The 6000-nt window shown below is 74.4% G+C and carries 7 protein-coding genes; 1 reads left to right on the top strand and 6 read right to left on the bottom strand.

The features are described from left to right. Both B7P34_RS18015 and B7P34_RS18010 read right to left on the bottom strand, forming a co-directional pair. Positions 1-208: beta-ketoacyl synthase N-terminal-like domain-containing protein (locus tag B7P34_RS18015; RefSeq protein ID WP_286157487.1), on the bottom strand; the 208-nt coding region annotated here is incomplete at its 3' end. Then, positions 208-1218, bottom strand: coding sequence for a diiron oxygenase (locus B7P34_RS18010; RefSeq protein WP_106677733.1), 1011 nt, complete (start codon positions 1216-1218; stop codon positions 208-210). The genes B7P34_RS18010 and B7P34_RS18015, both read right to left, overlap by 1 nt. Positions 1219-1462: 244 nt before the next feature. Between B7P34_RS18010 and B7P34_RS18005 the strand changes: the two genes are divergently transcribed. Further along, positions 1463-3184, top strand: coding sequence for an acyl-CoA dehydrogenase family protein (locus tag B7P34_RS18005; RefSeq protein ID WP_106677732.1), 1722 nt, complete (start codon positions 1463-1465; stop codon positions 3182-3184). Between the two features lie 21 nt (positions 3185-3205). Here B7P34_RS18005 and B7P34_RS18000 read toward each other — a convergent pair whose 3' ends face one another. The 4 genes from B7P34_RS18000 to B7P34_RS17985 form a co-directional block, all read right to left on the bottom strand. Then, a complete protein-coding gene (locus tag B7P34_RS18000; RefSeq protein WP_106677730.1) occupies positions 3206-3823 on the bottom strand; it encodes a maleylpyruvate isomerase family mycothiol-dependent enzyme in 618 nt (205 codons plus the stop codon). A 164-nt stretch (positions 3824-3987) separates the two neighbouring features. Beyond that, entirely contained in the window at positions 3988-4359 is a 372-nt protein-coding gene (gene panD / locus B7P34_RS17995) for an aspartate 1-decarboxylase (RefSeq protein ID WP_106677729.1), read from the bottom strand. 73 nt (positions 4360-4432) lie between these two features. Then, on the bottom strand, positions 4433-5713 hold the full coding sequence (locus B7P34_RS17990) for a beta-ketoacyl-[acyl-carrier-protein] synthase family protein (RefSeq protein ID WP_106677728.1): 1281 nt from the start codon (positions 5711-5713) through the stop codon (positions 4433-4435). Continuing rightward, complete coding sequence (locus tag B7P34_RS17985; protein ID WP_106677726.1) at positions 5710-5922, bottom strand: MbtH family protein; 213 nt, start codon at positions 5920-5922, stop codon at positions 5710-5712. The genes B7P34_RS17990 and B7P34_RS17985 overlap by 4 nt, the downstream gene beginning before the upstream one ends. Between the last annotated feature and the right edge of the window lie 78 nt (positions 5923-6000).

The following is a 6000-nucleotide window of genomic DNA, read 5'->3' as shown; positions in this document are numbered from 1 at the left end:
GGGCCTCGGTGCGGCCCAGGACTCCGGCGGGGTCGACGGCGGCCGTCGCCGCCACCCGGGCCGGCAGGCCCGCGGCCCACTCCTCGGTGAGCGCACGGGCCCCGGACCGGCCCGCGAGGAGCGCCGCCCAGGTGGCCGCCGCGTCGCCGCCCAGCGGGGTGGTGGCGCCCAGCCCGGTGACGACCACCTCCTCGGTGCCGGCGCGCATCACGGCATACCGTGGAACGCCTCCGGCCGGGCCAGGGACTCGGCCAGGAAGAGGTCGCGGAGCTTGGGCGACAGCAGCCCGAGCTGCCGCAGGATGTGGATGACCTGCTGGAACAGCAGCTGCCGGTAGCCGTACATCATCGGGTCGGTGCGGGCGAAGCGCAGGCCGCGCTCGACGTCGAGGTCCATGCGCTCCCACACCTCGCGCAGCAGGAAGCGGCGCGACATCAGGTGGATCGCCTCCAGCAGGAACTCCTCGCGCCGGTTCATCTCGGCGCTCGTCATGTCCTCGTACATGCCGTTGAGGGAGACCGTGCCGAACGCGATGTGCCGGGCCTCGTCACGGGCGATCATGCGGGTGATCGAGGTGATGATCGGGTCGCCGAAGCCGCTGCTGGCCAGGCGGGTCGCGGCGAGCGCGAGCCCCTCGACGATCACCTGCATGCCGAGGTAGACGATGTCCCACTCGGACTCGGCCAGCAGGTCGCGCAGGAGCGCCTTCAGACCGGGGTTGATGGGGTAGGAGACGCCGAGCTTCTCGTCGATGTAGCGGGCGTACGCCTCGACGTGCCGGGCCTCGTCGGCGACCTGGGAGGCGGCGTAGACCTTGGCCTCCATGTCGGGGACGGTCTCCACCAGCCGGGCGGTGGCCACGAGGGCGCCCTGCTCGCCGTGGAGGAACTGGCTGACCATCCAGGCCTGGTACTCCCAGCGGAACTGGTTGAGCAGCTCGCGCGGCACGGGGCTGTCGTTGCCGACGACGAACGAGGCGACGCCCGCGCTGTGCTCGTCCTGCAGCTCGGCGCCGAAGCGCACGTCGTAGTCCCAGTCGATGTCCGTGGCGGCGTTCCACTGGGCGGTCTTGTTCTTCTCGTACAGGCTCCAGATCCGGTTGTTCCGCTCCCCGTAGTCCCAGTTGAGACAGGCGCGGAAGACCGCGTCGACCTCCATGAGGTCCGCCCTGGTCCGGTCGAGGGTGAAGAGCGTTGCGTCGTCGGGAGTAGTCGTCATCGGGGTGGAGGTTCCTTTCGGCCTGGCCGGCCCGCTCGGCACGGTCGCCCACCCCGGACTCTCCGCCCGCGCCGCCCCCTTCTCCAGGAAGGGCGCTGGGCAACTTGGCGGCAGGCCCGATTGCCGGTCGCTTGCCTGGGCCCGCCCCGTACCGCGCGTGACGATGGCGGGATCACCGTCGTGTCCGCACGCCGGCGGCCCTGTTGCGGGCCGCACGGCGCGACCCGCAACAGGAGCTGCCCTGATGACGCCGCCGCCCGCCGCCCCCGCACGGCCGACCCACCGGCTCGTCGCCGACTTCGAACGGGTCCTCGGCGATCCGCTCGCCGCCGGGGGGCCGTTCGCCTTCGCCGGCACCGTGGAGCACGAGGAGCGGGACGAACTCCCGCCCGGCGCCGTGGAGCTGCTGCGCGAGTGGGGCCTGGCGACGTGCTTCATCCCGGAGCGGGACGGCGGCCGGCTGCGCAACCTGGAGACCGCCTTCGGCCTGACCCGCTCGCTGTCGCGCCGCAACCTCACGCTCGCGGTGATGTTCGGCTCGGCCGCGCTCGGCGCCCAGCCGGTGTGGCTGTGGGGCGACGAGGAGCAGCGCGCGCTGGTCGCCGGCGGGATGCTGGCCGGTGACCTGGCGTGCTTCGGCGCGTCGGAGCCCGACCACGGCAGCGACCTGAACGCCAACGAGACGGTCGCGGTCGCCGACGGCGAGGAGCTCGTGCTCACGGGCGAGAAGTGGCCGGTGGGCAACGCGACCCGCGGGCGCTTCGTCACCGTCCTCGCGCGCCTGGAGGGCCGCGGCCACTCCCTGGTCCTCGTCGACAAGGAACGGCTGGCGGAGGGGGAGTGGAGCCACCGCCCGTTCGTCCGGCCGGTGGGCCTGCGCGGCCACGACCTGAGCGGCATCGTCCTGCACGGCGCCCGGGTCCCGCGCACGCACCTGGTGGGCCGGCCCGGACAGGGCCTGGTCGAGGTCCTCAAGACCCTGCAGATCACCCGCACGGCCATCGGCGCGATGTCGCTGGGCACGATGGACTCGGCCCTGCGCATCGGCCTGGACTACGCGCACGAGCGGCAGCTCTACGGCGGCGGCATCTACCGCCTCCCGGTGATCCGCGAACACCTCGTGGGCGCCCACCTGGACCTGCTCGCCGCCGAGTGCACGGCGCTGCCGGTGGCCCGCGCGCTGTCGGTCGTCCCCTCGCGCATGAGCCTGTGGTCCTCGGTGGTGAAGTACCTGGTGCCGGTCGTCGGCGAGGAGGTGACCGCCCACGTCGGCCGGGTCCTCGGGGCCCGGAGCTACCTGCGCGAGGGCGTGGCCGGCGGGGCGTTCCAGAAGCTGCAGCGCGACCACGCGGTGGCGAGCATCTTCGAGGGCACCACCCACGTCAACCTGCACAACATCGCCACCCAGCTGCCGCACGTCGCCGGGTTCGCGGGAACGCCCGCCGAGGGCGCCGACGCGGTGCTGCGGACCCTCTTCGACTGGTCGCAGGAGGCCCCCGTGTGGGAGCCCTCGGGCCGCGAGCTGCAGCTGACCAACGCCAGCCAGGACGAGATCACCCGCGGCTGGGGACCGGCCGTGGCCGCGCTCGCCCGCGAGGCCGGGGACCGGCTCGGCGCCGGAGAGGCCCGCGACCTCGCCCGCGCGGTGGCCGCCCTCGACGCCCGCCGCACCGCCTTCTACGCGGGCGTCGCCGAGCAGGGCCTGGACCCGGCGTCCACGGAGGCGGCCCGCACGGCCGCGGAGCACTGCGTGTACCACGCCGCCGTGTCGTGCGTGCTGGCCTGGCTGCACAACGCGCCCGGCCGCAGCGGAGCGGGCTGGCTGATCCTCGTCCTCCAGCGGCTCCTGCAGCGCCTGGACCCGGCAGCGCGCCTGGACTACGCGTACGTGCCCCAGGTCGAGCGCGTGATGGAGGAGTGCCGCGCGTCGGGGACGTACTTCTCGGTGACGGAGTTCCTGCGCTGACGCGCCGTGCGGCCGGCGGGCTCAGCCCGCGGCGGCGGCCCGCGGCACCGCGCCCCTGAGCCGGCCCTCCGGCAGCCTGCGCCCGAACGCGAACAGGAGCAGGTCCTGTGCCGGGCCGGTCAGGGGCGTCCCGGTGCCGAAGGACCAGTCGAGGTCGTCGGCCCGCAGCTGAAGACCGGTCAGGTCGGCGCCGAAGAACCGTGCGCCCTTGTGCGTCACGCCGTCCAGGAGCACCCGCAGGCGGTCCTCGGGCACCTGCCGGTCCAGGCCGAGCGCGACGGTGATGTCCAGGCCGTGCACCACGTCGTGGCCCAGGGCCGAGACGAGGCCGCCGACCGGCGGCGTCCAGGGGTGACGGGCATTGTCCCGCAGCCAGCCGGCCAGTTGGCCCGTGCTCGCGGCGGCCGCGTCGTGGCGGGCCAGGCGGTCGGTCATGCGGTGCAGGCTGCCGCGCGCCCTGACGAAGTGCGCGAGCACCTGGGGGAGCGAGTAGCGGAAGCCCATCGACATGTGGGCGGCGACGTCCCGCACCCGCCAGCCCGCGCACAGGCTCGGGGCCTCCCACTGCTGCGCCGTCAGCCCGTCCAGCAGGTCGGCGAACTCCCGCCGTTCGGCGGCGATCATGCTCGTGAGGTCCATGCCTCCACGATCACCTCCCGGCCGCCATAAGTCCAAGAGCGGATTCTTCTCACTCCCAGAACCAGTGGTTATGGAGTGGAAGCAGCCGCGGTGCTTCACCGAGGACACCATGCGCGAAGGGCCCCCTCCTCGGAGGGGGCCCTTCGCGCGTCCTGCCGCTACGGTCAGACCGACGGGTCGTCGCCGACGCTGACGGCCTTGTTGTTCTCGTCGACGAACACCACGCGCGGCTTCACGTCCGCGGCCTCGCCGTCCTCCACGGAGGCGTAGGCGATGATGATGACGATGTCGCCGGGGGCCACGAGGCGGGCCGCGGCGCCGTTGATGCAGACCACGCCGGAGCCGCGCTCGCCCTCGATGACGTAGGTCTCCAGGCGGGAGCCGTTGTTGACGTCGACGATGTGGATCTGCTCGCCGGGCAGCAGGTCGGCCTGCTCCATCAGGACGGGGTCGAGGGTCAGCGAGCCGATGTAGTTGAGGTCGGCCTCGGTGACGGTCGCGCGGTGGATCTTGGACTTGAGCATGATGCGGCGCATGGTGGCGTGCCTTTCGTACAGCAGTAACGGGTGTGACGGGAGGGATGAGCGAAAAAGGAAGGGGCGCGGCGGGTCAGGCCGCGGGGCGGAACGCGAGCACCACGTTGTGCCCGCCGAACCCGGACGCGTTGGCGATCACGGCGGCGTCGCCGGCCGGCAGCGGGCGCGGTGCGCTCCCCACCACGTCCAGGTCGAGGCCCTCGTCGAGGACGTCGAGGTTGGCGGTGGGCGGCGCGACGCGCCGGTGCAGGGCGAGCACGCTGGTGAGCGCCCCGAGCGCGCCGGCCGCGCCGAGCAGGTGACCGGTCATCGACTTGACCGCCGACACGGGGGCCGCGCCCGGCCCGAGGACCGCGCTGATGGCGCGGCCTTCGACCAGGTCGCCGCCCACGGTCGAGGTGGCGTGCGCGTTGACGTGCGCGACGTCGGCCGGGGCCAGCCCGGCCTCGGCGAGGGCCTTGCGCAGGGCGGAGGCCATGCCGCGGCCGCCGGGCTCCGGGCGGGCCATGTGGTGGGCGTCGGCGCTGAGTCCGGCGCCCGCGAGCTCGCAGTAGACGCGGGCGCCGCGGGCCCGGGCGTGCTCGGCGCTCTCCAGGACGAGGACGGCGGCGCCCTCGCCCATGACGAAGCCGTCGCGGGAGCGGTCGAAGGGGCGCGAGGCGCCCGCCGGGTCGTGGTGCCGCGCGGACAGCGCGCCCATGTTCGCGAACCCGGCGATCGCCAGCGGGTGGACGGCGGCGTCGGCGCCGCCCACCACGACCACGTCGGCCCGGCCCAGCCGGATCATGTCGAGGCCCGCCGCGACGGCCTCGGCGCCCGCCGCGCAGGCGGTGGACGGGGCGTGCAGGGCGGCGCGGGCGCCGATCGCCATGCTCGCCTGGGCGGCGGGGCTGTTGGCCATGAGCATCGGCAGGGCGACCGGCGAGACGAGCCGGGGCCCGCGCTCGCGCAGCTGGTCGTAGTTGCCGGTGACGGTGTGCAGGCCGCCGATGCCGCTGCCGATGACGACGCCCACCCGCTCGGCGTCGGGGGCCGCCGCCTCGCCCTCGCCGGGCTCGCGGGCGGGGCCGGTGAACCCGGCGTCCGCCCACGCCTCGCGCAGGGCGACCACGCAGAACTGGGCGGCGCGGTCCAGCCGCCGGGCCTCCACGCGGTCGAGCAGCAGGGACGGCTCGGCGGCCGCCCGCGCGGCGATGCGCACGGGCAGCCCGGCCGCCCACTCCTCGGTGAGCGCGGCGGTGGCGCTCCGCCCCGCGAGCAGTGCCGCCCAGGTGGCGGCGGTGTCCCCGCCGAGCGGCGTCGTGGCCCCGAGGCCGGTGACGACGACGGCGGGGGTCCGGGCGGGGCTCGTCATGCGGCGTTCATCGCTTCGACGAGGCTCTTGGGGCGCATGTCGGTCCAGTTGGCCTCCACGAAGTCGACGCAGGCCTGCCGGGTGTCCTCGGGGTGCGCGACGGTCCAGCCGGCGGGCACCTCCGCGAACGAGGGCCACAGGGAGTGCTGTCCCTCGTCGTTGGTGAGCACCAGGAAGCGGCCCTCGGCGTTGTCGAAGGGGTTGTCCATCTTTTCTTCCTCGGGTTCGGGTCCCGGCCGGTGCGGCCGGGGCGGTGGGTGGGCGAAGGGGTTCGGTGGCCCGGCCGG

The sequence above is a fragment of the Streptosporangium nondiastaticum genome (assembly GCF_003011965.1).
GTDB lineage: Bacteria > Actinomycetota > Actinomycetes > Streptomycetales > Streptomycetaceae > Streptomyces > Streptomyces nondiastaticus.
This window is presented reverse-complemented; position numbering and strand designations above follow the sequence as displayed.

Excerpts from the sequence above, each read along its gene's own strand:
- B7P34_RS18010 (WP_106677733.1), bottom strand. The coding sequence starts at position 1,218 with ATGACGACTACTCCCGACGACGCAACGCTCTTCACCCTCGACCGGACC.
- B7P34_RS18005 (WP_106677732.1), top strand. The coding sequence starts at position 1,463 with ATGACGCCGCCGCCCGCCGCCCCCGCACGGCCGACCCACCGGCTCGTC.
- B7P34_RS18000 (WP_106677730.1), bottom strand. The coding sequence starts at position 3,823 with ATGGACCTCACGAGCATGATCGCCGCCGAACGGCGGGAGTTCGCCGAC.
- panD (WP_106677729.1), bottom strand. The coding sequence starts at position 4,359 with ATGCGCCGCATCATGCTCAAGTCCAAGATCCACCGCGCGACCGTCACC.
- B7P34_RS17990 (WP_106677728.1), bottom strand. The coding sequence starts at position 5,713 with ATGACGAGCCCCGCCCGGACCCCCGCCGTCGTCGTCACCGGCCTCGGG.
- B7P34_RS17985 (WP_106677726.1), bottom strand. The coding sequence starts at position 5,922 with ATGGACAACCCCTTCGACAACGCCGAGGGCCGCTTCCTGGTGCTCACC.